The 24,952-nt window shown below is 71.4% G+C and carries 10 protein-coding genes and 1 pseudogene; 2 read left to right on the top strand and 9 right to left on the bottom strand.

What is annotated here, in order from left to right; translation table 11 throughout:
- A complete protein-coding gene (locus A5655_RS25195) occupies positions 1–12,480 on the bottom strand; it encodes a type I polyketide synthase (protein ID WP_067015247.1) in 12,480 nt (4,159 codons plus the stop codon).
- Positions 12,481–12,805: 325 nt separating this feature from the next.
- Positions 12,806–13,156: a hypothetical protein gene (locus A5655_RS25190; protein ID WP_082978874.1), complete on the bottom strand. Its 351-nt coding sequence runs from the start codon at positions 13,154–13,156 to the stop codon at positions 12,806–12,808.
- A 152-nt stretch (positions 13,157–13,308) separates the two neighbouring features.
- On the opposite strand from A5655_RS25190, the gene rbpA reads away from it, so the two are divergent.
- On the top strand, positions 13,309–13,644 hold the full coding sequence (gene rbpA / locus A5655_RS25185) for an RNA polymerase-binding protein RbpA (RefSeq protein WP_067015244.1): 336 nt from the start codon (positions 13,309–13,311) through the stop codon (positions 13,642–13,644).
- Here the strand turns inward: rbpA and lnt are convergent.
- The 3 genes and pseudogenes from lnt to A5655_RS25165 form a co-directional block, all read right to left on the bottom strand.
- A pseudogene (gene lnt / locus A5655_RS25175) lies at positions 13,641–16,390 on the bottom strand (apolipoprotein N-acyltransferase). The gene rbpA and the pseudogene lnt sit on opposite strands and share 4 nt — an antisense overlap.
- Positions 16,383–17,915 (bottom strand): amidohydrolase, encoded by a 1,533-nt coding sequence (locus tag A5655_RS25170; protein ID WP_082978880.1) that lies wholly within the window; start codon positions 17,913–17,915, stop codon positions 16,383–16,385. The pseudogene lnt and the gene A5655_RS25170 overlap by 8 nt, the downstream one beginning before the upstream one ends.
- Before the next feature lie 113 nt (positions 17,916–18,028).
- Positions 18,029–18,547, bottom strand: a complete 519-nt coding sequence (locus A5655_RS25165) for an FxsA family protein (protein WP_067015232.1) — start codon at positions 18,545–18,547, stop codon at positions 18,029–18,031.
- A 73-nt stretch (positions 18,548–18,620) separates the two neighbouring features.
- Between A5655_RS25165 and A5655_RS25160 the strand changes: the two genes are divergently transcribed.
- On the top strand, positions 18,621–19,319 hold the full coding sequence (locus A5655_RS25160) for a dienelactone hydrolase family protein (protein ID WP_067015231.1): 699 nt from the start codon (positions 18,621–18,623) through the stop codon (positions 19,317–19,319).
- An 11-nt stretch (positions 19,320–19,330) separates the two neighbouring features.
- Here A5655_RS25160 and A5655_RS25155 read toward each other — a convergent pair whose 3' ends face one another.
- The 4 genes from A5655_RS25155 to A5655_RS25140 all read right to left on the bottom strand — a co-directional run bounded on the left by A5655_RS25155 (position 19,331) and on the right by A5655_RS25140 (position 24,925).
- Positions 19,331–20,185 (bottom strand): type 1 glutamine amidotransferase domain-containing protein, encoded by an 855-nt coding sequence (locus A5655_RS25155; protein WP_067015230.1) that lies wholly within the window; start codon positions 20,183–20,185, stop codon positions 19,331–19,333.
- A 5-nt stretch (positions 20,186–20,190) separates the two neighbouring features.
- Positions 20,191–20,577 (bottom strand): PPOX class F420-dependent oxidoreductase, encoded by a 387-nt coding sequence (locus tag A5655_RS25150; protein WP_067015223.1) that lies wholly within the window; start codon positions 20,575–20,577, stop codon positions 20,191–20,193.
- Positions 20,578–20,674: 97 nt separating this feature from the next.
- Positions 20,675–24,250 (bottom strand): cobaltochelatase subunit CobN, encoded by a 3,576-nt coding sequence (gene cobN / locus A5655_RS25145; protein ID WP_067015220.1) that lies wholly within the window; start codon positions 24,248–24,250, stop codon positions 20,675–20,677.
- 3 nt (positions 24,251–24,253) lie between these two features.
- Positions 24,254–24,925 (bottom strand): alpha/beta hydrolase, encoded by a 672-nt coding sequence (locus tag A5655_RS25140; RefSeq protein ID WP_231999267.1) that lies wholly within the window; start codon positions 24,923–24,925, stop codon positions 24,254–24,256.
- Positions 24,926–24,952: the final 27 nt, after the last annotated feature.

The following is a 24,952-nucleotide window of genomic DNA, read 5'->3' as shown; positions in this document are numbered from 1 at the left end:
CTACTCGTCGTCCTCATCGTCCCGCAACGCCGCGTTGACGAGCGCGTCGAGATCCATGTCGGCGATGTCCTTCTCGGTCGTCGCCGCGGGGGCCGCCTGCCCGCCGGCGTCGGCCTCGTTCGCCAATGCGAGCAACAGTTCCAGCACTCCCGCCTGGCGCAGCCGCTTGACCGGAATGGACCCGACGACCCGCTGGATCTCGGCCTCCCCGGGCGCGGCGGCCGGGGCGTTTTGCTCCGCGGTGCCGACGAGCTCGCGGTACATGTAGCCGGCCAGCGCGGCCGAGTTCGGGTAGTCGAAGATCAGTGTCGGTGAAAGGGCCAGCCCGGTGGCGGATTTGAGCCGGTTGCGCATCTCCACGGCGGTCAGCGAGTCAAAGCCCAGCTCCTGGAACGCCCGATCCGGGTCGATGGACTCGGGGCTGGAGTTGCCCAGCACCGTGGCGATGTTGGAGCGCACCAGGTCCAGCACCACCGCCTGCTGTTCGTCTTCGGGCAGCCCTTCGAGGCGTTGCAGCAGGGCCGATTTCGACTTCGCCGCGGCCAGCGAGTCGTCGACCTGACGCCGGCTCGGGGCGTTGATCAAGTCGACGAACATGGGCGGCAGCGTGCCGTTGTCGAACTTGACGCGCAGCGCCGCGAGGTCGATGTGGGCGGGCAACATGAACGGCTCGTCGACGATCAGGGCGGTGTCCATCAAATCCAGCGCCTCGTCGGAGGACATCGCGACGATCCCGTCCCGGCCGAAGCGGGCACGGTCGGCGGCGCCCAGCGCGCCGGTCATGGCGCTGGCCTGATCCCACAGACCCCATGCCAGCGATATCGCCGGCAGGCCGAGGTTGCGCCGGTGCACGGCCAACCCGTCCAGGAACGAGTTGGCCGCCGCGTAGTTGGCCTGGCCCGACGCTCCCGCCAGCCCGGCCATCGACGAGAACATCACAAACGCCGACACGTCGAGCTCGCGGGTGAGTTCGTGCAGGTTCCACGCCGCGTCGACCTTGGCGCGCAACACCGCATCGATGCGTTCCGTCGTCAGCGACGAGATCACCGCGTCGTCGAGCACGCCGGCCGCGTGAATCACCCCGGACAGCGGTCGCTGCACCGGGATATCGGCGAGCACCTTGGCGACGGCCTCGCGGTCCGCGGCGTCGCAGGCGACCACCTGTACCTGGGCACCGGCCGCGGACAGTTCGGTCATCAGCTCGGCCGCGCCCGGCGCGTCCAGCCCGCGGCGACTCATCAGCACCAGGTGCCGCGCGCCGTGGCGGGCCACGACGTGACGCGCCAACGCCGAACCCGCCATGCCGGTGGCACCGGTGATCAGGACGGTTCCCGCGACCCAGGCGTCGGGCATGGTCATCACGACCTTGCCGACGTGGCGGGCCTGGCTCAGGTACCGCAACGCCGCCGGCGCACGCCGCACGTCAAACCTGGTGGCCGGCAACGGTTGTAGCACGTCGTCGCCGAACAACCCGGCCAACTCGTCGAGCATCTGCTGGATGCGCTCCGGGCCGGCCTCGAACAGGTCGAAGGCGCGGTAGCGCACCCCCGGGTGGTCGCGTGCGACGATCTCGGGGTCGCGGATGTCGGTCTTGCCCATCTCCAGGAACACCCCACCGGGGGCAACCAGTCGCAGGGACGCATCGACGAAATCACCGGACAGCGAGTCCAGCACGATGTCCATCCCAGCGACGCCCGTCCTGCCGGTGACCGCCCGGAACTTCTCCTCGAAATCCAGGCTGCGCGAGTCGCCGATGTGGTCGTCGTCAAACCCCATGGCCCGCAGCGTGTCCCACTTGCCACGGCTGGCGGTCGCGAACACCTCCAGGCCGAGGTGGCGGGCCAGCTGCACGGCGGCCATGCCGACCCCGCCGGCGGCGGCGTGCACCAGCACCCGCTGACCGGGCCTGACGCCCGCGAGATCGACCAGCGCATAGCGCGCGGTGGCGAACACCACCGATGTCGTCGCGGCCGCGGTGTGTGACCAGCCGGCCGGCACCCTGGCGAGCAGCCGCTGGTCGGTGGTGGCGATCGTCCCGGTCCCGTCCGGGAACAGGCCCATGACGCGGTCGCCGACCGCGAAACGTGCCGCACCCGCGGCGATTTCGATCACGACGCCGGACGCCTCGATGCCCATGACCGCGTCGGGGTCGGGGTAGAGGCCCAGCGCGATCATGACGTCGCGGAAGTTGGCGGCGAGCGCTGACACGGCGACCCGCACCTGACCGGGGCCCAGCGGCGCGTCGGCGTCGGGGATCCGCTCCAGGCGCAGGTTCTCGATCGTGCCGTAGCTGCTCATGCCCAGCCGCCACGGTCCGTCGTCGGGCGGCACCAAGAGGCCACCGACGGCGCGGCTGCCGCGCACCCGCGCGGTGTGGACCGTCCCATTGCGCAACAACACCTGCGGCTCGGCCGGCGCCAAAGCCGCCGCTATCGCGTCCTCGTCCAGCGCAACGTCGGTGTCCACGAGCACAATCCGGCCGGGATGCTCCGTCTGCGCCGACCGCACCAGGCCCCACACCGCCGCGCCCGCCAGATCGGTGACGTCCTCCCCCGGCAGCGCCATGGCGCCCTGGGTCGACACCACCAGCGTTCCCGCCCCGTCGCGCGCCAGCCACGACTGCAGCACCGGCAGCACCGCGCGCGTGGCCGCGTACACCTCCGTCACGACGTCCCCGGCCACGGGTGCCGATTCGAACAGCACCGCCGACGCCTCGGATTCCGTTGCACCCCAAGCCGACACCGACACCGGCTGCACCGCGGACAACGGCTGAGCGGACCAGACGACCTCGAAGAGCCGGTCCGGCCCCGAACTGGACACCGCCGCCAGCAGCTGCTGATCGGTGACCGGCCTGGCCACCATCGACGCCACCGAGAGCACCGGCAGCCCCAGGCCGTCGGCCAATTCGATGGATACGGCAGACTCGCCCACCGGCACGATCCGCGCCCGCACCGCGGCCGCGCCCGCGGCGTGCAGGGACACCCCCTGCCACGAGAACGGCACCAGCATCGAACCTTCGGCGAGCTCGCCGTCATCCGATGCCAGGATCACCGCGTGCAACGCCGCGTCGAGAACCGCGGGGTGGACACCGAATCCGGCCGCCGACACTCCCGCGTCCTCGGGCAGCGCGACTTCGGCGAACACTTCGTCACCGCGGCGCCACATCGACGTCAGCCCGCGGAACGCCGGCCCGTACCCGTACCCACGATCGGCGAGCCGCTCGTACCCGTCGCCGATATCCACCGATGCCGCACCCAGCGGCGGCCACGCCGACAGGTCCGCGTCCGGCTGCACGGACCCCGCGCGCAGCACGCCCTCGGCGTGCAACGACCAGCCGGACCCGGATTCGGCGCGGGAGAACACCGACACCGCGCGGGCGCCCGAATCGTCCGCGCCCCCAACGACTACCTGAACCGCGACCGATCCACCGGCCGGCAACACCAGCGGCGCCGCCAGGTTCAGCTCGTCGACCACGCCGCAGCCCACCTCGTCGCCGGCCCGGATCGCCAACTCGACGAATCCCGCACCGGGGAACAGCACGACGCCGCCCACGGCGTGGTCGGCCAGCCAGCCTTGCGCGCTCGGCGACAACCGGCCGGTCAGCACGACGCCGCCCGAGGCCGGCAGCTCCACCACGGCGCCCAGCAGGGCGTGTTCGCCGGCCGCCAGCCCCAGCCCGGCGGCGTCCGCCGGGGCGCCGTCGCCGGAAAGCCAAAAGCGCCGCCGTTCAAAGGCATACGTGGGCAGCTCGACGAAGTTGGCGGCCCCGAGCGCGCCGCGCCAGTCCACGTCCATCCCGCTGACGAATCCCTGCGCGACGGCGTTGATCAGCGTCGCCGGCTCCGGGCGGTCCTTGCGCAGCGCCGACATGGTGGTCACCGCGGCATCGGGTAGCGACTCCTCGATCGACGCCGTCAGCCCGCCGCTCGGCCCGACTTCGAGGAAGCGGGTGCCGCCGGCGGAGTGCGCGAAGCCCACGCTGTCGGCGAATCGCACGGCTTCGCGGACGTGCCGCTTCCAGTACGCCACCGACCCGAAGTCGTCGCCGGCCAATTGCCCGGTCAGGTTCGAGACGATCGGGATGGTGGGCTTGCCGACGACGAGCCCGCCGGCGACGGTTCCGAATTCGTCGATCATCGGATCCATCAACGGGGAGTGGAAGGCGTGGGAGACGGCGAGTCGATGGACGCGGCGGCCGTCGGCGCGGAACTGATCGGCGATCGCGGTCACGGGGCCGTCGGGGCCGGAAATCACCACGGAGGCGGGCCCGTTGATCGCCGCGATGCCGACCTCCGGGGTCAGCAGCGGTGGCACCTCGGCCTCGGTGGCCTGCACCGCGATCATCGCCCCGCCCGCCGGCAACGCCTGCATGAACCGCCCTCGGGCGGCGACCAGGACCGCCGCGTTCTCCAGCGAGAGGACGCCGGCGACGTGCGCGGCGGAGATCTCGCCGACCGAGTGACCCATCACGAAATCGGGCCGCACACCCCAGGACTCGAGCAGCCGGAACAGCGCGACTTCCACCGCGAACAAGGCCGGCTGCGCGAATTCGGTGGTGTTCAAGAGGTTTTCGTCCCGGCCCCACATGACGTCGCGCAGCGGCCGCAGCAGGTGCTGGTCCAATTCACCCAGCACGGCGTCGAACGCCTCGGTGAACACCGGGTATGCCGCGTGCAATCCCATTCCCATGCCGAGCATTTGGGAGCCCTGGCCCGGGAAGACGAAGACGGTCTTGCCACCGGCGGTTGCCGTGCCGCGCACGACCGAGGCGGCCTCACCGGCGGCCAACTCGTCGAGGCCGGCCAACAGTTGTTCGCGGTCAGCGCCGACGACGACGGCCCGATGCTCGAAGTTCGACCGACCCGCCAACGACCACCCCACGTCGGCGGCGTCGAGTTCGTCGTGGGCGCGAAGGTGGGTCGCCAGCCGGGCCGCCTGGGACGCCAGGGCCGTCGCCGATTTCGCCGACACCGCCCACGGCACCACCGGCACCGGGGGGCTTTCCGCCACGCGCTCCGACCCGGCGGGCGGGGCTTCGATGATCACGTGCGCGTTGGTGCCGCTGATGCCGAACGAGGACACGCCGGCCCGCAGCGGGCGCTCGGCCTTCCAGGGCCGGGCTTCGGTCAGCAACGAGACCGATCCCAGCGACCAATCCACATGCGGGCTGGGCTCGTCGACGTGCAACGTGGCCGGCAGCGTCTCGTGGCGCATCGCCAGAATCATCTTGATCACGCCGGCGACGCCGGCCGCGGCCTGCGTGTGACCCATGTTCGACTTGATCGATCCCAGCCACAGCGGCTCGGCCCGGTCTTGCCCGTAGGTCGCCAACAACGCTTGGGCCTCAATCGGATCGCCCAACATCGTTCCGGTGCCGTGGCCCTCGACCGCGTCGACCTCGGCCGCGGACAGCCCGGCGTTGGCCAGCGCCGCCCGCACCACCCGCTGCTGTGACGGACCGTTGGGCGCGGTCAAGCCGTTCGACGCGCCGTCCTGGTTGATCGCCGAACCGCGCACCACCGCCAGCACCCGATGCCCGAGCCGCTGGGCGTCCGACAAACGCTCCACCACGAGCATGCCGCCGCCTTCGGAGAATCCCGTGCCGTCGGCCGCGCCGGCGTAGGCCTTGCACCGGCCGTCCGCGGACAGCCCGCGCATGCGGCTGAACTCGATGAAGATGTCCGGCGTGGCGTTGACCGTGACCCCGCCGGCCAGGGCCAGATCGGATTCGCCCGAGCGCAGCGATTGCACCGCCATGTGCAGCGCCACCAGCGACGAAGAGCACGCCGTGTCGACCGACACCGCCGGGCCCTCCAGGCCCAGCGCGTAGGAAATGCGGCCCGACGCCACGCTCGACGACTGCCCGGTCAGCCGGAAGCCCTCGGCGGCCGGCGGGGCGCCGATGCCGTAGCCCTGCGTGTACACCCCGGCGAACACGCCGGTCGCGCTGCCACGCAACCCGCCGGGTTCAATTCCCGCGCGCTCCAACGCTTCCCAGGACAACTCCAAAAACAGCCGCTGCTGTGGGTCCATGGCCAGCGCCTCGCTGGGCGTGATGCTGAAGAAGGCGGGGTCGAAGTCGGCGACACCGTCGACGAAGCCGCCGGTGCGGGTGTAGCAGGTGCCCGGAACGTCGGGGTCCGGGTGGTAGAGCCCATTAAGGTCCCAGCCGCGGTCGCCGGGGAATTCGGAGAGCACGTCGCGGCCGTCGGTCAGCATCTCCCACAGGTCCTCGGGGGAACTCACCCCTCCGGGATAGCGGCACGACATGCCCACGATCACGATCGGATCGTCGTCGGTGGCGCGGACGACCGGGGCGTGCTTGATCTCTTGCGGCATCCCGGCGAGCTCGGTGCGCATGTAGCCGGCCAGGCCGTTGGGAGTCGGGTAGTCGAAGATCAGCGTGGGCGAAAGCGCCAGTCCGGTAGCGGTTTTGAGCCGGTTGCGCATTTCGACCGCGGTCAGCGAGTCGAAGCCCAACTCCTGGAACGCCTTGTCCGGGTCGATCGCCTCGGCGGTAGTGTTGCCCAGCACGGTGGCGATGTGCGAGCGCACCAGGTCCAGCAGGACCGCGTGCTGCTCGGTCTCGGGCAGCCCCTGCAGGCGGTGTGCCAGAGCCGATTTCGATTTCGCCGCGGTCAGGGAGTCGTCGACCCGGCGGCGGGCCGGCGTGTTGACCAGGTCGCTGAACATCGGCGGTATCGCGAGCGCGTGGGCGCGCAGCGCGCCGAGATCGATGCGCGCGGGCGCCAGGAACGGTTCGTGGACGATCAGCGCGGTGTCGAACAATTCCATCGCCTCGGCGGAGGACAACGCCAGGATTCCGTCGCGGCCCAGCCGGGCGAGGTCGGCGGCGTCCAGCCCGCCGGTCATGGCGCTGGCTTGGTCCCACAGCCCCCACGCCAGCGAGGTCGCCGGCAGCCCGTGCGCCCGCCGGTGCGCGGCCAGCCCGTCCAGGAACGCGTTGGCCGCGGCGTAGTTGCCCTGGCCCGACGAGCCCACCAGCCCGGCCATCGAGGAGAACATCACGAACGCCGAAATGTCCAGGTCGCGGGTCAATTCGTGCAGGTTCCACGCCGCGTCGACCTTGGCCCGCAACACCGCATCGACGCGCTCGGGCGTCAGCGAGGTGACCATCGCGTCGTCGAGCACGCCGGCCGCATGAATGACGCCCGAAAGCCTTGGCACAGCGGCGATCACCGCCGCCAGCGCAGCCCGGTCGGCCGCATCGCACGCGACCACCGCGACCCGGGCGCCCGCCGCCTGCAACTCCGCGGCCAATTCGGCCGAACCCGGCGCGTCCGGACCGCGGCGGCTCACCAGCGCCAGGTCCCGCACGCCGTGGTGCGCCACCAGGTGGCGGGCCAGCGTCGCACCCGCCATGCCGGTGCCGCCGGTGATCAGCACGGTACCGGCACCCAATCCCGAAGGCATGGTCATGACGACCTTGCCGACGTGGCGGGCCTGGCTCAGGTACCGCAACGCGGTGCGCGCCCGCCGCACGTCAAACGTCGTCACCGGCAACGGCTTCAGCACCCCGGCGTCGAACAACCCGGCCAGCTCCAGCATCCACTGATGCATGCGGGGCCGGCCCGGCTCGAAGAGGTCGAAGGCGCGGTAGCGCACGCCCGGGTATTCGCCGGCGACCGCGCCGGGATCACGGATGTCGGTCTTGCCCATCTCCAGGAACACGCCGCCGGGCGCGACCAGCCGCAGCGAGGCATCGACGAATTCGCCGGCCAGCGAGTCCAGCACGATGTCCATGCCGCGGCCGCCGGTGACGGCCCGGAACTTGTCCTCGAACTCCAGGCTGCGGGAGTCCGCGATGTGGTCGTCGTCAAAGCCCATGGCCCGCAGCGTGTCCCACTTGCCGCGGCTGGCGGTGCCGAACACCTCCAGGCCCATGTGCCTGCCCAGCTGAACCGCGGCCATCCCGACGCCGCCGGCGGCGGCGTGCACCAACACCCGCTGTCCCGGTTTGGCATCGGCCAGGTGAATGAACGCCATGTACGCGGTGGTGAAGACGGCGGAGATGGCGGCGGCCTCGGGGTAGGACCAGTCTTCGGGCTTGTGCACCAGCAGGCGGACGTCACCGGCGACCAGCGTGCCGCTGCCGTCGGGGAAGAACCCGTAAACCGAGTCGCCGACGGCGAACTCGGTGACCCCCGGCCCGACTTCGACCACCACGCCGGCGCCCTCGCCGCCGAGCAGCGCGTCGTGGGTGAACATGCCCAGCGTGATCATGACGTCACGGAAGTTCGCGGCGATCGCGCGAAGGGCCACCCGCACCTGCCCCGGCTCCAGTGGCGCGTCGGCGTTGGGAACCGGCTCCAGGCGCAGGTTCTCGAACGTCCCGGCGCTGCCGATGCCCAGCCGCCACGGGCCGTCGGCCGGAGGCACCAGCAGGCCGTCGACCGCGCGGCTGCCCCGCACTCGCGGGTGGAAAAGCTCGCCGCCGCGCACCAACAGCTGCGGTTCGCCGGCCGCGAGGACGGCGGCTATCGCGGCGTCATCCAGGGGCGCATCGGAATCCACCAGCACGATCCGGCCCGGGTGCTCGGTCTGCGCCGACCGTGCCAGCCCCCACACCGCCGCGCCGGCCAGATCGGTGACATCCTCCCCCGGCAGTGCCATCGCACCGCGGGTGGCCACCACCAGCACGCCGGAGTCATGGTCGATCACCCACGACTGCACCGCGGCCAGCGCCCGGTGCGTGCGCTCGTAGGTCTGGGTCACCGGGTCTTGCCCGGCGGCAAGGGATTCGAACAGTTGGTGCGCCGGCCGCTCGGCGTCGGCCGCCGCGGTTGCGGTCACCGGCGACCAGTCCACCTCGAAGAGCCGGTCCGGGCCCGCGCCGGACACCGCCGCGCGCAGCTGCTGCTCGCTGACCGAACGGGCCGCCATCGCCCGCACCGACAGCACCGGCAAACCGAGCCCGTCGGCGAGCTCGATGGAGACCGCGTTCGACCCGGCCGGCGCGATGCGCGCACGCACCGCCGATGCGCCCGCCGCGTGCAGCGACACGCCCTCCCAGGCGAACGGCAACACGACTTCGTCTGTCCGGCCGGCGATTTGGTGGCCCATCACCAGGGCGTGCATCGCCGCGTCGAGCAGCGCCGGGTGCACACCGAACCCGTTGACGCCCCCGGCGGCGTCGGGCAGCCGCACCTCGGCGAACACCTCGTCGCCGCGGACCCACGCGGCGGTCAGGCCACGGAACGCGGGGCCGTAGCCGTACCCGCGCGCCGCCAACCGTTCGTAGCCGTCGGCCGGGTCGGCCGCGATTGCGCCCACCGGCGGCCACACCGAAAGATCCGCGGTCGGCTCGACCGCCCCCTTGCTGAGCGTGCCCTCGGCGTGGCACACCCAGCCGGCGGCGGCGTCGTGGCGCGAGTAGATCGACACGCCGCGCCGGCCGCTCTCGTCCTCGGCTCCCACCACTACCTGCACGGCGACCGAGCCCGACCCGGAATCCTTGGCGGGCAGCATCAATGGGGCCTGCAGCGTCAGTTCGTCGACCGTCGAGCAACCGACCTCGTCACCGGCACGGATCGCCAATTCCACGAACCCCGCACCGGGGAACACGACCACACCGGATACCGCGTGATCGGCCAGCCACCCCTGCAGGCCGGGCGACAGCCGGCCCGTCAGCAGCACCCCGCCGGCGGACGGCAGCTCCACGACCGCGCTCAGCAGGGGGTGCTCGCTGGTGCCCAGCCCCAGGCCGGTGGCGTCGGCCGCGAGGCCTTCACCGGACAGCCAAAACCGGCGGCGGTCAAAGGCGTAGGTCGGCAGCTCCACGAAGGCCGCCCCATCCAGCGCGCCGCGCCAGTCCACGCTCACCCCCGCGACGAAGGCGGTGGCGGCCGAGGTCAGGAACCGGTCGAGCCCGCCGTCGTCGCGGCCCAGTGTGGGAACGACGATCGCCTCACTGATTTGCGGGCTGTCGCCCGCTGAGCAGCTGTTGGCGGTGTCTTCGATCCCGGCGATCAACGCGGGGTGTGGGCTGGATTCGATGAACGTCCGGAAGCCGTGCTCGCACGCGCTGCGCACCGCCTGGTCGAACTGCACGGTCTGGCGGATGTTGCGGTACCAGTAGTCGGCGTCCAATCCCGCCGTGTCCAACCGGTTTCCGGTCACCGCCGAGAAGAAGGCGGTGCGCGTGGACCGTGGCTCGATGCCGGTCAATACCTCGGCGAGCTCCCCGCGGATCGCCTCGACCTCAACCGAATGCGAGGCGTAGTCCACGTCGATGCGCCGGGTGCGCAGCTCCAGGTCGGCGCAGAACCCGACGAGTTCCTCCAGCGCGGCCACGTCGCCGGACACCACGACGGCCGACCGGCCGTTGACGGCGGCGATGCTGACGCGATTTCCGTAGGGCGCCAACAGTTCCCGGGCCCGTTCCGTGCTGCACGCGATGGACAGCATGCCGCCCGGGGCGGCCAGCGAGCGCAGCAGCTTGCTGCGCAGCGTGACCACCCGCGCGGCGTCCCGCAGCGACAGCGCGCCGGCGACATAAGCCGCCGCGATCTCGCCCTGCGAGTGCCCGATCACCGCGTCGGGACCGACACCGACCGACTTCCACAGCTCGGCGAGCGAGACCATCACCGCAAACAGCACCGGCTGCACCACGTCCACGCGGTCCATGCCCGGGGCGCCGGGCGCACCGCGCAGGACGTCGGTCAGCGACCAGTCGACGAACTCGGCGAAGGCCTCCTCGCACGCCTGGATCTGTTGCGCGAACACCGGTGCGGTGTCCAGCAATTCGACGCCCATGCCCAGCCATTGGGAGCCCTGCCCGGGGAAGACGAAGACGGTCTTGCCCGCGGCCGACGCGGTGCCCCGGACCACCGACATGGGCGCCTCGAGGTTTGAGCCGGCCAACTCGTCCAGCCCCGCCAGCAACCGGTCTCGATCGCCGCCCACGATGACCGCGCGATGCTCGAACGTCGAGCGGCCGGCCAGCGACCACCCCACGTCGGCAACGTCGAGCTCCGGGTGCGCACCGAGATGCCCGGCCAACCGAGCGGCCTGTAACTGCAACGCCTTTGCGGACTTTGCCGAGATCACCCACGGCACCACGGCCGGCGCCGGGCGGGCTTCCCGCGGCTCGGCGGCGGGCACCGCCTCCACGATCACGTGTGCGTTGGTGCCGCTGATCCCGAACGACGACACGCCCGCGCGCCGCGCGCGGCTCGCGGGCCACGGCCGCGCCTCGGAGAGCAGTGACACCGAGCCCGCCGACCAATCCACGTGGGGGCTCGGCACGTCGACATGCAGTGTCGCGGGCAGCGTCTCGTGGCGCATCGCCTGCACCATCTTGATCACCCCGGCGACGCCGGCGCCGGCCTGCGTGTGACCCATGTTCGACTTGATCGAGCCCAGCCACAGCGGCTCGTCGCGGTCTTGCCCGTAGGTGGCCAACAACGCCTGGGCCTCGATGGGATCGCCGAGCGTGGTCCCGGTGCCGTGGCCCTCGACGACATCCACGTCGGCGGCCGCGAGCCCGGCATTGGCCAGCGCGGCGCGCACCACCCGCTGCTGCGACGGGCCGTTGGGCGCGGTCAGGCCGTTGGACGCGCCGTCCTGATTGACTGCCGAACCGCGCACCACCGCCAACACCGGGTGGCCGAGCCGTCGCGCATCCGACAACCGCTCGACGACGAGCATGGCGCCGCCCTCGGACCAGCCGACGCCGTCGGCCGCGCCCGCGTAGGCCTTGCAGCGGCCGTCCGGGGCCAGCCCGCGGTGCCGGCTGAACTCGACGAAGACGGTGGGCGTGGCGTTGACGGTCGCGCCGCCGGCCAGGGCCAGGTCGCACTCGCCCGAGCGCAGCGACTGCACCGCCATGTGCAGGGCCACCAGCGACGACGAGCACGCTGTGTCCACGGACACCGCCGGGCCCTCCAGCCCGAGCACGTACGACACGCGGCCGGAGGCGACGCTGGAGGTCATGCCGGTGAGCCGGTAGCCCTCGATCTCCTCGGCCAACATGCCGTAGCCCTGGACGATGAGCCCGGCGAAGACGCCGGTGGCGCTGCCACGAAGCCCGCCGGGATCGATCCCGCCCCGCTCCAACGCCTCCCACGACAGCTCCAGCAGCATCCGATGCTGGGGGTCCATCGCCAGCGCCTCACTCGGCGCGATGCCGAAGAACGCGGCGTCGAAGTCCGCGACACCGTCCACGAAGCCGCCGGTGCGGGCATACGTCTTGTGGCGCGCGTCGGGATCGGGGTCGAACAAGCCCGCCACGTCCCAGCCGCGATCGGTGGGAAAGTCCGTGATCACGTCGCGGCCGTCGGCGACCATCTGCCACAGGTCCTCCGGGGTCTCGACCCCGCCGGGGAAGCGGCACGACATGCCGACGATGGCGATCGGCTCGCTCGAGCGCTCCAGCAGCGCACGGTTGGTGCGCTTCAGGCGTTCCACCTGGACCAGCGCTTTGCGCAGCGCTTCGGTCGCATGCTGGAGTTGGTCCATCGCTAACCTCGCCTAACCCTGACCTGGCATGGGGCCGTCGTGTAACCGCCGGATGCGGCGTTTGCCGAGCGCCGTTGCCGAGTCACAGAAGTTGCTGCACGAATCGGTCTCGTGGATTTTTCGACCAGCTCCAACAAACTTCGTGCTGCTCTCCGACCCAAGAATGTCGCTCGTGAGTATGGCCAACTCCCGCAGGATTTCAAAACGTCCGACACTCCCGGCTGCTAGAAGGGGACCGGCGTCGACCTGTACGCCCGAGTACGCCCGGCCCGCCGCCCATGGCGCGACTGTACTCGGCGACCCATCGGTGGTGGTCAAAGCCGGATTAGACGCCCGCTCGGCGCCAACCGTCGGCCGCGCGGGCGGCCCGGATCAGCACGTCGCACAGGTCCCGCAGCTCGGCGGTGGCGGCCCCCTCGTCGAGCGCCGTGGCGACGTCCTCCGCCGCGCATCGCACCTGGTAAACGCGATCCGAGAGGTCGGCGGCGTCCTCGGCCGAGAGCACCACCGCGTCGGCCGGCAAGGCCCCCGCCTCGCCCCGATTCAGGGAGGCGCGTTGCTCGTAGGCGCGTTGCCGGCAGGACTGCCGGCAGTACTGGCGGCGACGGCCCATCCCGGCGTCGGTCACGTCTCGACCGCACCACCGGCACGGGTGGGGGCGGGCGCGGCGGGTCACGCCTGCCGACAATAGTCGGCCGTGGTTGGCAATCCCGTATCATTGAGGGTCGCGTCGCGTATGCCGCGTGTCGGCCTGGGAACTACGCGGGCCGTCGTTACGTTTGCTAAACGGAAATTGCACCACAGCCCAGGATCTAAAGGAGTAGCACCATGGCCGATCGCGTCCTGAGAGGCAGTCGCCTTGGAGCCGTGAGCTACGAGACCGACCGCAATCACGACCTCGCGCCGCGCCAGATCGCGCGGTACCGCACCGAGAACGGCGAGGAGTTCGAGGTCCCCTTCGCCGACGACGCCGACATCCCCGGCACCTGGCTGTGCCGCAACGGCATGGAGGGCACCCTCATCGAGGGCGACCTGCCCGAGCCGAAGAAGGTCAAGCCGCCGCGCACGCACTGGGACATGCTGCTGGAGCGCCGCTCGGTCGAAGAGCTCGAAGAGCTGCTCAAGGAGCGGCTCGAGCTGATCCGGTCGCGCCGCCGCGGCTAACCGCGGTTGTCGGCCCGGATCGCGCGGGGACGCGAGGTTCGCCCCTCGATGCCCCACCGGGTGACTTTGACCAGCGCCTCGCGGATGTTCGATCCGCTCATCTTGGAGACGCCGAGCTCGCGCTCGGTGAAGGTGATCGGCACCTCGGCGATGGCGAACCCGTTGCAGACCGTGCGCCACGTCAAGTCGATCTGGAAGCAGTAACCCTTGGAGTCCACGCCGTCCAGGCCGATTGTCTCGAGGACTTCGCGGCGGTAGGCGCGGTAGCCGGCGGTGATGTCGTGCACGCCGATACCGAGGGCGACCCGCGCGTAGGTGTTGGCCGTCCACGACAGCGCCCAGCGCCGCCACGGCCAGTTCCGGACCGCTCCCCCGTCGACGTAGCGCGAACCGATCGCCAGATCGGCGCCGGCGTCGACCGCGTCCAGCAGCAGGTGCAACTGTTCTGGCGCGTGGCTGCCGTCGGCGTCCATCTCGACGAGCACCGAATAGTCCCGGCTCAGGCCCCAGGCGAAACCGGCCAGGTAGGCCGCGCCCAGGCCGTCCTTGGCGGTGCGGTGCATCACGTGGACGCGCTCGGGGTCGGCCGCGGCGAATTCGTCGGCGAGCCGGCCGGTGCCGTCGGGACTGTTGTCGTCGACGATGAGCAGGTGCGCGTTGGGGCACGCAGCCCGCAACCGCCGGTGAATCACCGGCAGGTTCTCCCGCTCGTTGAACGTCGGGATGATCACCAGGACGCGCTCGCTGGGACGGTTGCCCGGGACCCGGGGCGCCGGCTGGCCGGTGGTCATGTAGCTCCTCTGTCTCGCCCGAAATCGGGTAGCCCGCCCTCCTCGGGCGGCGTGTCGTCATCGCCGTGCTCGTCCGGCGCGGTGTCCGCTTCGCCCTCGTCGGGCGGGGGTTCGCCCGGGGGCGTACCGGCGTGTTCCGATCCACCGCGAGGGCTGGACCTCCGAAGAATCGGACGCGCGAACCATCCATTGTGCCGTATCCCGACCAGAATGACCGCTCCGGCCGCTGCCACCAAGACCCACTGCAGGAGGGGACCCCACCGGGTTGCCGGCGTCAGCTTGGTCTTGAGACGCACCTGCATGTCCAGGTAGGCGGGCTCGAAGAAATCGGTGCGGACCAGCTCAGCGCCGTCCGGGGCGATCACGGCGCTGATCCCGGTGGTTCCGGCGACGACGACGTAGCGGTCGTGCTCCACCGCCCGGACCTTGGCGAACGCCAGCTGTTGTTCGCTCATCGTCTTGTTGAAGGTCGCGTTGTTGGCCGGCACGGCCAGCAGCTGGGCGCCGTTCAGCACCGCCTTTCGCGGGGCCCGATCGAAGATGACCTCCCAGCAGGTGGACACCCCGACCGGCACCCCGGCGATGTGCACCACGCCGCTGCTCCGGCCGGGCACCATGTGTCCGGCCCGGTCGGCGTAGCCGGAGAGGTGCTTGAACAGCCACGGCATCGGCAGGTACTCCCCGAACGGCTGCACGATTTCCTTGTCGTGGCGTTCGGCCGGCCCGCTGACCGGATTCCACACGATGACGGTATTGGTGTACTGCGCGTTGTCCGGCGTGCGGCCGGGCACATCGAGCACGGTGCCGACCAATATCGGCGCGCCGATCGCCGCGACGGCCCGCGCGACCTGCTCCGCGGCGTCGGGGTTGGCCAAGGGGTCGATATCCGAGGAGTCCTCCGGCCAGATCACGAATTGCGGTTGTGGTGCCAGCCCAGCGCGCACGTCCTCGGCCAGCTGCAGGGTCTCGCGGACGTGGTTGTCCAGCACCGCCCGGCGCTGCGCGTTGAAGTCCAGACCCAGCCGCGGCACGTTGCCCTGCACCACGGCGACCGTGACCGGGGGTTCGCCGCCCGCTCCCGCGCCGGCGTGCCGCACCTGCGGCCAGATGATGACGGCGGCGAACAACACCAGGCAGATGCATACGCCCGGCAGCACGACGGCCGGCGGCGGCGCGGGCTCTTTCGTGGCCGCTGCGCCGGCCGGGTGCCCGGTTTTCCACCACTTCGCGATCTCCAGCGCGATCGCGGTCGCGCTGAATCCCACCAGCACGACGGCCATGGACAGCAGCGCAACCCCGCCGAGCTGAACCAACGGCAGCAACGGACCCTGCGCTTGGCCGAAGGCGACCGCGCCCCAGGGAAAGCCGCCGAACGGGAAGATCGACTTCAGCCACTCCTGGGCGACCCACAGCAGCGCGAACCAGATCGGCCAGCCGGGCAGCCGTCGCACGGTGACGGCGCACAGGCCGAACATGCCGGGAAAGAGCGCGCAGGTCGCCGCCAGCACCAGCCAGGGCACGGCGCCCACCAGGGTGCTGATCCACGGCAGCAGCGGCACGTAGCAGGCCAGCCCGAACAGGAACCCGTAGCCGAACCCGCCCGCGGGTGTCGTGGCCGGGTGCTGCAGCACCCAGGCCAGCAACGCGGCGGCGACGACGGCGGCCCACCACCAGTTCACCGCGGGGAAGCTGGCGAACAGCAGCAGGCCACCCGCAATGGCGAGCGCCAGTCGCGGCAGGCGCGGCAGCAGCGCGGCCCACACGCCCGGGAGCCGTGCGATCGCCACCGCGCCGACCCCGGTTAGTGCCCGGCGCGTGACGGCGCCTCGGCGGGCGGCCGGGCTCGGTGGGTCGGGTGCTTCGGGCTCGGGGGGCTCGGGGTGGACCTCGAGGGGCTCCTCCTCGTGATCGGATTCGGCGGCGTCGCTGATCGGGTCGGTGTCGTCCCTAGTCATGGATGACGACGCCTCGATGCACGGTTCGGCGGCAACGCGGCAACGCGTCGGCGGGGCCCAGGGGCGGCAACGCGGGCACCCGGGAGCGGGGATCGGTGGACCAGCGCTGGACGGCGTCGCGAGGCGCGTGCACGTCGAGGGGCCCGGCGTCCCACACGGCATACGAAGCGGGCGCGCCGGGCACCAGGGTTCCCGCCTGGCCGTCGCGCGCGCCGGCCGCCCGCCAGCCGCCGCGGGTGGCGGCCGCGAACGCGGCCCGCGCCGACACCGCGCTGCCCGGGGTGCGGTGGTTGACCGCCGCGCGCACGCTCGCCCACGGGTCGATGCCCGTGACGGGGGCGTCGGAACCGAGCGCGAGGGGCACGCCTTGGGATGCTAACAGCGCAAAGGGGTTCAGTCGGCCGCCTCTTTCGGCGCCGAGCCGCCGCGCATACATGCCGTCGGCGCCACCCCACAGCGCATCAAAATTGGGCTGCACGCTGGCGATGACGCCCCACGCGCCCAGCTTGGCGGCCTGGTCTTCGGTCACCATCTCCAGGTGCTCGAGGCGGTGCCCGCAGCGGGCGACGGCGGCCACCCCGAGGTCGTCCACCACCCGTTCCAACGCCGCGACCGCCGCCGAGACCGCGGCATCGCCGATGACATGGAAACCGGCCGTCACCCCCGCCTCGGTGCACGCCCGCAGGTGGCTTTCGATGGCGGCGGGATCCAGGTAACAGGTGCCGGCGCGGTCCGGGGCGTCGGCGTACGGCTCGTGCAGCCACGCGGTGCGCGACCCGAGCGCCCCGTCGACGAACAGGTCGCCGGCCAGCCCGCGGGTCCCCGTCTCGTCCCTCAGCGCCCGCGCCTCGGCGGCCGTGGTCACGGCCTGGCCCCAGTAGCCGACGATCTCGACGGCTTGGTCGATTTGGCGCAGCGCCAGCCAGTCGTCGAGCCCGCCGATCTCGGGACCCGCGCATTCGTGCACCGCGACGATGCCGGCCGCGGCGGCGGCGCGCAGCGCGGCGGTGCGGGCCTCGGCCAGCTGCCGGGGCGTCAGCAGGTCGCGGGCGACGGCGCGGACCCGGTGGTGGGCGTCGCCGACCAGCGGCCGCTCCGGGTCGAAACCGGCCGCCGCGGGCAGGTCGGCGGCCAGCCGGCGCAGCGCCGTGGAGGCCAGCGCGGAGTGGACGTCGACGCGGGTCAGGTAGGCGGGCCGGTCCCCGAGGACGGCGTCCAGCTCGGCGGTGCTCGGCGGCGCGTTCTCGGGCCACGTCGATTCGTCCCAGCCGTGGCCCCACACCGGCAGGCCCGGGTGGGCGGCCGCGTGGTCGGCGACCATCCGCAGGCAGTGGGCGCGCGACGCAGCCGGCTGCAGGTTCAGGCCGCTGATCGTCAGGCCGGTCGCGGTGAGGTGGATGTGGCTGTCCACGAACCCCGGCGCGACGAAGCCGCCGTCCAGGTCCTCGACCCGGGCGCCGGGGAACTGGCTGCGCGCGACGTCGTCGCTGCCGAGCCAGGCGATGACGTCGCCGCGGACCGCCATGGCGGTGGCGTCGGGGTGGGTCGGGCTGTGTACCCGCCCGTTGACCAGCAGCGTGGTAGCCGTGTCGGTCACAGGCCAAAACTACGTGTGGCGGGTTTCAGATCAATCCCGGATCAATCCCAAGCGGGGTTTCCGGGATATCCGCCGCGCATGTCGTTCGGCAGCGCCGGCGCGCGGAAGTCCCGCACGTCCACGACCTCGCCGTCGATGTAGTCGCGGCCCTCGCGGGGGTCGGCGCCAAAGAGCGTCGCGTCGGTGATCAGCGGCGCCCGCCGCCGCACACCGCGGAGCGCCATCGCGGTCAAACCCGGCCTGGCGGCCTTGCGTATCGGCGGGACCAGCAGCAACAGCCCCAAAGCCGTGGTGACCAGCCCCGGGACGAGGACCAAAGCCATGGCCAGCGTGACCATCGCCCCGTCGCCCGCCGCGCGGCGCGGGTCGGCCAGGCCGGAGCGCAATTGCCCGATCTGGCGGATGAGCTGCGATCCCGCCATCGGCGCCAGCACGACCCACCCGAGCATGAACGTGGCCAGCAGCGCCAGCAGCGTCCAGCCCCACCCGACGGACGAGACCAACGCGGCGACCGCCGCGAGCTCGACCGCGGCGTAGATCAGAAACAGCCGCGACATCATGTGACGCCAACGTCCGCGGGCCACCGGGGAGTTCCCCTGGCGGTGCGTGTAACCGCTGCACTTAGATAACGCTATGGCAACGATTCAGATCGACACCCCGGACGGATCGATTGACGCGCTGTTGAACGTGCCCGAAGGACAGGGCCCGTGGCCGGGTGTGGTGGTGATCCACGATGCGTTCGGCTACGGCCGGGACAAGCAGGCCACCAACGAGCGCATCGCCCGGGGCGGGTATGTGGCGCTCACCCCGAACATGTACGCCCGCGGCGGCCGCGTCCGCTGCATCACCCGGGTCATGCGGGAGATGCAAGCGCAGCGGGGGCGCGCCCTCGACGACATTCTGGCGGCGCGCGACCACCTCAAGGCGATGCCGGAGTGTTCCGGGCAGGTCGGCATCGCGGGCTTCTGCATGGGCGGCCATTTTGCGCTCGTCATGTCGCCCAAGGGTTTTGGCGCCTCGGCGCCGTTCTACGGAACTCCCCTGCCGCGCAACCTCGACAAGACCCTGGAGGGGGCGTGCCCGATCGTGGCGAGCTTCGGCGGCCGCGACCCGCTGGGCAGGGGCTCGCCCGAGAAATTCCGCGAGGTGACCGAGGCCAAGCAGATCACCACGGACACCAAGGTTTATCCCGGTGTCGGGCACAGCTTCGCGAACACGCTCCCGGCCCAGCCGCTACTTCGCATCGCCGGTTTCGGCTACGACGAGGCGGCCACCGACGACGCGTGGAGCCGCGTCTTCGCGTTCTTCGGCGAGCACCTGAAGGCGGGCTGAAACGCGTTGGGTCACTTGAGCTTTTGCGACACGACGGTCGCGAACGTGTGCGTGTCGCCGGGCCAGCGTGCCGACACGTAGCTGCCGTCGTCGACGACGAACGCGGCCCGCGAATCGGTCGCGGTGTCACGCACCACGCCCGACGACTTCAGCCACCGGTGCGGCGTGTCGCTGCCGACGTCCTGAAAATCCGCCGGATCCTTAAGCGCGCGAGTGACTTCCGACTGCACGGACATGTAGCCGGCGGGTTGACCGGGCTCCTCGGTATAGGTGCGGTAGTAGTCGCGATCCCAGAATCGGGTCAGCCGGGTGAGCCGCCAGGCCAGGCCCTCCATCGCCCACGTCAGCGCCGTCGTCCTGCGCCCGTAGAGCACCGAGCGACCGGTCGCGGGATCGACGCTGCGCGCGGCGAGCAGCACGCCGTGACAAATCGCGGCGACGAGCAGACCCCGGGCGAAGGCGTCCACGACGAGCCGCTGCAGGACCTCGCTGTCGATGTAACTGCGCATTCCCCGGGCGCGATGGCCGCCGGGCAGCAGCAGCGCGTCGATGCCCTCGAGGCCGGCCTGCGACCAGCTGACCGGATGCTGAAATTCGGCCGAGCGCCGCATGTCCCGATACGCGTCGCGGCCGGCCTTGTTCGCCCGCAGCATCAGCCCGACGACCGGGACGGCGCCCAGCAGCGGCAGCGCGGACCAGACGTCCAACCCGCGGCCGGTCACCATGATGTCGTCGGCGACGCCGGGTGCGCCGCTTTCGGTGGTGAAGACCACCCGGTGCCCGTCGTGCGTCAGGACCCGCCAGCTGACGGCGACCTCGGTGGGGTCGAAGTCGCGGTCCGGGATCGGGATGAGGATGGTCCCCATTTGCCTTAGCTTGGCGCCACTTTCAGCTCGAGGCCGACGTTGCTGTCCATCCCGCCGCGCAGCTTGCTGAAGAAGTTGAAGACCTTTCCGACGATGCCGTACCGCCTGCCGATCGCGTCGTAGACGGCCGCGGTCTGCGACTTGTCGAGGATCGCTGCGGTGCCCTCGACCGCCTCGCTGGTCGGCCGGCCCTGCATGGTGCAGGTTGCCAGCGTGACCCGCGGGGTGTTGCGGATCCGCTTGACCTTCCACGATTTTTCCTGGGTGATGACCAGCAGCCGGTCGCCGTCGGCCGCGGCCCAGATCGGAACCGGCTTGGGCCGCCCGTCCTTGGTGAACGTGGTCAGCAGGAGATACTGCGCCTTGGCGAGGTCAGCGAAGGTGGGTGTCACGGTGTCAACCTACGCCCGTCGGCCCGCTCGTGCCGAGTGTGCGGCCAGCCGCACGTTCGGTGCCGAGTGCGCGGCGAGCCGCACACTCGCGTAGGCGTTAGCCCTCGAGATCACCCTCGGTTTCGAGCAGCGCCTGGCGCAGCCCGTCGAGGGTCTCCGGCTGCGGCTGTTCCCACATGCCGCGACCGGCGGCCTCCAGCAGCCGTTCGGCCATGCCGTGCAGCGCCCACGGGTTGGATTCGGCCATGAACTTGCGGTTCTCGGGGTCCAGCACGTAGCGCTCGGTCAGTTGCTCATACATCCAGTCGGCCATCACGCCCGCGGTGGCGTCGTAGCCGAACAGGTAGTCCACGGTCGCCGCCATCTCGAACGCGCCCTTGTAGCCGTGCCGGCGCATCGCCGCCATCCAGCGCGGATTGACCACGCGGGCGCGAAAGACCCGGGTGGTCTCCTCGGACAACGTGCGGGTGCGGATCGCGTCGGGCCTGGTGTTGTCGCCGATGTAGGCGGCGGGCGCCTGCCCGGTCAGCGCGCGCACCGTGGCGACCATGCCGCCGTGGTACTGGAAGTAGTCGTCGGAGTCGGCGATGTCGTGCTCGCGGGTGTCGGTGTTCTTGGCGGCCACCGCGATGCGCCGGTACTGGCGGTTCATGTCGTCGGTTGCGGGGCGGCCGTCCAGACCGCGCCCGTAGGCGAACCCGCCCCAGGCGGTGTACACCTGTGCGAGATCGGCGTCGTCGCGCCAGTTGCGGCTGTCGATCAGCTGCAACAGCCCGGCGCCGTAGGTTCCTGGCTTTGATCCGAAAATCCGTGTGGTGGACCGGCGTTCGTCACCGTGCTGGGCCAGGTCGGCCTGGGCGTGCGCGCGAACGTAGTTGTCCTCGGCGGGCTCGTCGAGGTCGGCGACCAGCCGCACCGCGTCGTCGAGCATGGTCACGACGTGGGGGAAGGCGTCCCGGAAGAACCCCGAAATCCGCACGGTCACGTCGATGCGGGGGCGGCCCAGCTCGGCCAGCGGGATCGGCGTCAGCCCCACGACCCGCCGCGACGCGTCGTCCCAGACGGGCCGAACACCGAGCAGCGCGAGGACTTCGGCGATGTCGTCGCCGGCGGTGCGCATCGCCGAGGTGCCCCACACCGACAGCCCGACCGATTGCGGCCATTGGCCGTGGTCGGTCCGGTACCGGGCCAGCAGCGAATCCGCCAGCGCCACACCGGCTTCCCACGCAAGCCGCGACGGCACCGCTTTCGGGTCGACGGAGTAGAAGTTGCGCCCGGTGGGCAGCACGTTGACCAGGCCGCGCAGCGGCGACCCCGACGGGCCTGAGGGAATGAACCGGCCATCCAAAGCCCTGAGCACCTGGTCGATTTCGGACGTTGTGCCCGCCAGCCGGGGCACCACCTCGGTGGCCGCGAACCGCAGCACTCTTGCCACCTCGGCGTTGTCGGTGAGCCGGTCGGCGGCCCGCGGATCCCAGCCGCTGGCCTGCAGCGCCGCGACCAACTCGCGTGCCGCGGCTTCGGTTTGGTCGACCGTTGCGCGCTCGTCGCTGCCGTCCTCGGCCAGGCCCAGGGCCTGTCGCAGGCCGGGGATGGCGTGCTCGCCACCGAACAGCTGGCGGGCCCGCAGGATGGCCAGCACCAGGTCGAGTTCGGCCTCACCCGTGGGCTTTTGGCCCAGGACGTGCAGACCGTCGCGGATCTGGACGTCCTTGATCTCGCAGAGCCACCCGTCGACATGCAGGATCATGTCGTCGAACGCGTCCTCGGGGGGGCGTTCGGTCAGCCCCAGGTCGTGGTCCATCTTGGCGGCCCGGATCAGCGTCCAGATCTGCTGGCGGATGGCGGGCAACTTGCCGGGATCCAGCGCCGCGACGTTGGCGTGCTCGTCGAGCAGCTGCTCCAAACGCGCGATGTCACCGTAGGTTTCGGCGCGCGCCATCGGCGGGATGAGGTGGTCGACGAGCACGGCGTGCGCGCGCCGCTTGGCCTGGGTGCCCTCGCCGGGGTCGTTCACGAGGAACGGGTAGATCAGCGGCACGTTGCCCAGCGCGGCATCGGATCCGCAGGCCGCCGACATGCCCAGGGTCTTGCCGGGCAGCCACTCCAGGTTGCCGTGCTTGCCCAGGTGGACTATCGCGTCGGCGTGAAATCCGGTGTCCAGCCAGCGGTACGCGGCCAGGTAGTGATGGCTGGGCGGCAGGTCCGGGTCGTGGTAGATGGCGACCGGGTTTTCCCCGAACCCGCGGGGTGGCTGGACCATCAGGACGAGGTTGCCCGCTCGCATTGCGGCGATGACGATTTCGCCGTCGGGATCGCTGGTGCGGTCGACGAAGAGGTCGCCGGGCGGCGGGCCCCAGTGCTTCACCACGGCGTCGGCGAGCTCGGCGGGCAGCGTCGCGAACCATGCGCGATACTCCTTGGCGGACACCCGGATCGGGTTGCCGGCCAGCTGCCCCTCGGTGAGCCAGTCGGGATCCTGTCCCCCGCGTTCGATCAGCGCGTGAATCAGGGCGTCGCCGTCGTTGGCCTCGACGCCGGGCAGATCGCCCACCCGATACCCGCGTTCACCCATCGCGCGCAGGAGGGCGACCGCGCTGGCCGGGGTGTCGAGCCCGACCGCGTTGCCGATGCGGGCGTGCTTGGTCGGATAGGCCGAGAACACCAGGGCCACCCGCTTTTCGGCCGCCGGGACATGGCGCAGCCGCGCGTGCCGGATGGCCAGGCCCGCCACCCGCGCACAGCGTTCCGCGTCGGCGACGTAGGAGATCAGCCCGTCGTCGTCGATCTCCTTGAACGAGAACGGGACCGTGATGATGCGCCCGTCGAACTCGGGCACCGCGACCTGGCTGGCGACGTCGAGCGGGCTCAGGCCGTCGTCGTTGTCGCGCCATTGGTCGCGCGGGCTGGTCAGGCACAAGCCCTGCAAGATCGGGATGTCCAGCGCCGCCAGATGTTCGACGTTCCAGCTGTCGTCGTCCCCGCCGGCGGACACCGTGGCCGGCTTGAGTCCGCCGGCGGCCAGCACGGTGACCACCATGGCGTCGGCGTCGCCGAGCCGTTGCAGCAGTTCGGGTTCGGCGGTGCGCAGCGAGGCGCAGTAGACGGGCAGCGCTCGCCCGCCCGCGTCTTCGATGGCCCGGCACAGCGATTCGATGTACGCGGTGTTGCCGGCCAGCTGCTGCGCGCGGTAGTAGAGCACCGCGATGGTGGGGCCGTCGCCGTCGGCGGCGTCCGGTCGCGGCAGCTCACCCCAGGTCGGCGTCACGACCGGCGGGCTGAACCCGTACCCGGTCATCAGCACCGTGTCCGAGAGGAAGGCGTGCAGCTGGCGCAGGTTCTCCACGCCGCCGTGGGCCAGATAGATGTGGGCCTGCACCGCGATGCCGGCGGCCAGCGTGGACAGGCCCGTCAGCTCGGCGTCGGCGGCCTGCTCGCCGCTGACGAGCACCGTCGGGACGCCGCTGGCGATCACCGCGTCGATCCCGTCCTGCCAGGCGCGGTAGCCGCCGAGGATGCGGACGACGACGATGGCGGCGTCGGCCAGCAGGTCCGGCAACTCGTCGTCGGACAGCCGCGACGGGTTGGCCCACCGATAGTTCTTGCCGCTGGACCGGGCGCTGATCAGGTCCGTGTCGGACGTCGACAGCAAAAGGATCCTCGGCTCGGCCACCCGTCATTCGTACCGCAGCGTCGCCGCGATGCGCGCGGCGACCTCGCCCGCCATCTTGAGCGCCGGCCCGCCCGTCGCCGGGACGTAGCGATCGGCGACCGGGTCGTAGTCGGCGCCGGCGATCGACCCGTGGTCGGCCGCCAGCTCCACCAGCTCCACCGGCCAACCCGCCCGGTGAAGGTCGGCGGCGAACGCCCTGCTCGCCGTCACCGGCACCGCGTCGTCGGCGAGGCCGTGCAGCAGCGTGAACGGCGACCGGGCGCCGTCGGCCGCCAGCATGTCGGTCGGCGTCCGGCCGGAGATCGGGTCGGGGGCCATGAAGGCCCCGGCCAGGCAAACCGTGTGCGCGAGGGCGACGTCGAAGCGCGCCGCGTCGAGCGTCAGGCCCGCGGCGGCGCAACCGCCCAACGACCACCCGACCAGGACCAGGGGGCCGGCGGCGACGTCGCGGGTGAACTCGAGCGACCGCAACAGGTCCGCGCGGCCGCCGTCGTCGCCGTGGGAGTTCCAATCCGGCGCCACGACCGCGGCGCCGCGTTCGGCGAGCATGCCGGCCAGCGGCCCGACGGCCGCCCGGGCGTCGGTCTGCATGCCGTGCCACAGCAGGATCGTGGGCCGTCCCGAATCGCCGAAGACGTCGGCCATGCGTCCCGCGGCGTACTCAACCGTCCTCACGGGCAACAGAGTGCCCACACCAGGCCC

It is taken from the genome of Mycobacterium sp. 1081908.1 (assembly GCF_001673535.1).
Classification (GTDB): domain Bacteria; phylum Actinomycetota; class Actinomycetes; order Mycobacteriales; family Mycobacteriaceae; genus Mycobacterium.
This window is presented reverse-complemented; position numbering and strand designations above follow the sequence as displayed.

Bases quoted from the DNA above. Each gene is read 5' to 3' on its own strand.
- A5655_RS25195 (WP_067015247.1), bottom strand. From the start codon at position 12,480: ATGGACCAACTCCAGCATGCGACCGAAGCGCTGCGCAAAGCGCTGGTC.
- rbpA (WP_067015244.1), top strand. From the start codon at position 13,309: ATGGCCGATCGCGTCCTGAGAGGCAGTCGCCTTGGAGCCGTGAGCTAC.
- A5655_RS25170 (WP_082978880.1), bottom strand. From the start codon at position 17,915: ATGGCGGTCCGCGGCGACGTCATCGCCTGGCTCGGCAGCGACGACGTC.
- A5655_RS25165 (WP_067015232.1), bottom strand. From the start codon at position 18,547: ATGATGTCGCGGCTGTTTCTGATCTACGCCGCGGTCGAGCTCGCGGCG.
- A5655_RS25160 (WP_067015231.1), top strand. From the start codon at position 18,621: ATGGCAACGATTCAGATCGACACCCCGGACGGATCGATTGACGCGCTG.
- A5655_RS25155 (WP_067015230.1), bottom strand. From the start codon at position 20,185: ATGGGGACCATCCTCATCCCGATCCCGGACCGCGACTTCGACCCCACC.